General features: G+C 40.0%; 1 protein-coding gene. It reads right to left on the bottom strand.

Going from position 1 to position 528, the window contains the following annotated elements; genetic code table 11:
* Positions 1-194: 194 nt before the first annotated feature.
* Positions 195-528: hypothetical protein (locus KP708_RS15570; RefSeq protein ID WP_215757268.1), on the bottom strand; the 334-nt coding region annotated here is incomplete at its 5' end.

Genomic DNA, 528 nt, shown 5'->3' with positions numbered 1-528 from the left:
ACAATCGGGTGTGCGCTCATCATGCCGCTCCTGTCGCTCAATCAAGTTCAGACATTGATACTACCGGAAAACGGTAGTTTTAGCCGCTAAAATTTCTTTGCTTCATGAGCAGACAGAATAATCAGAAAAAAACATTGGTGCAGACCCAGAGCGAATGCAGCGCGCTAGCGCCGCAGGCTGCTCAGGTATAAATATTACTCGGATTTAGAATATACCTTAGGATCAAATCGGTCTCTATAATCTTGAGTAAAAGCTTGGCCTATACCATTTAATCTTGAGTCTAGTGGGCGTGTAAACTTGGCGCTTAAATTAAAATTTGGGTATTTCCCTGTTATTTTTGGATGTAAATAAGCAGCTATTTCTACGTCTGATTGAGATATATATCTTCCTGCCCATTTTTCTATAATATGCTTTAGAGCTCTACTGTGTTTTGGTTTTGTTTTTATTGTTGTCTGAGCATCTAACCATTCATACGCCATCCTAATACAGTCTTCATGCTCGTGAAGAATGTCTGATGGATGTTGGTAC

The sequence above is a fragment of the Gluconobacter sp. P5H9_a genome (assembly GCF_018812085.1).
Taxonomy (GTDB): domain Bacteria; phylum Pseudomonadota; class Alphaproteobacteria; order Acetobacterales; family Acetobacteraceae; genus Gluconobacter.
Note: the sequence above shows the minus strand (reverse complement) of the source record. Positions and strands in the feature narration are given on the sequence as shown.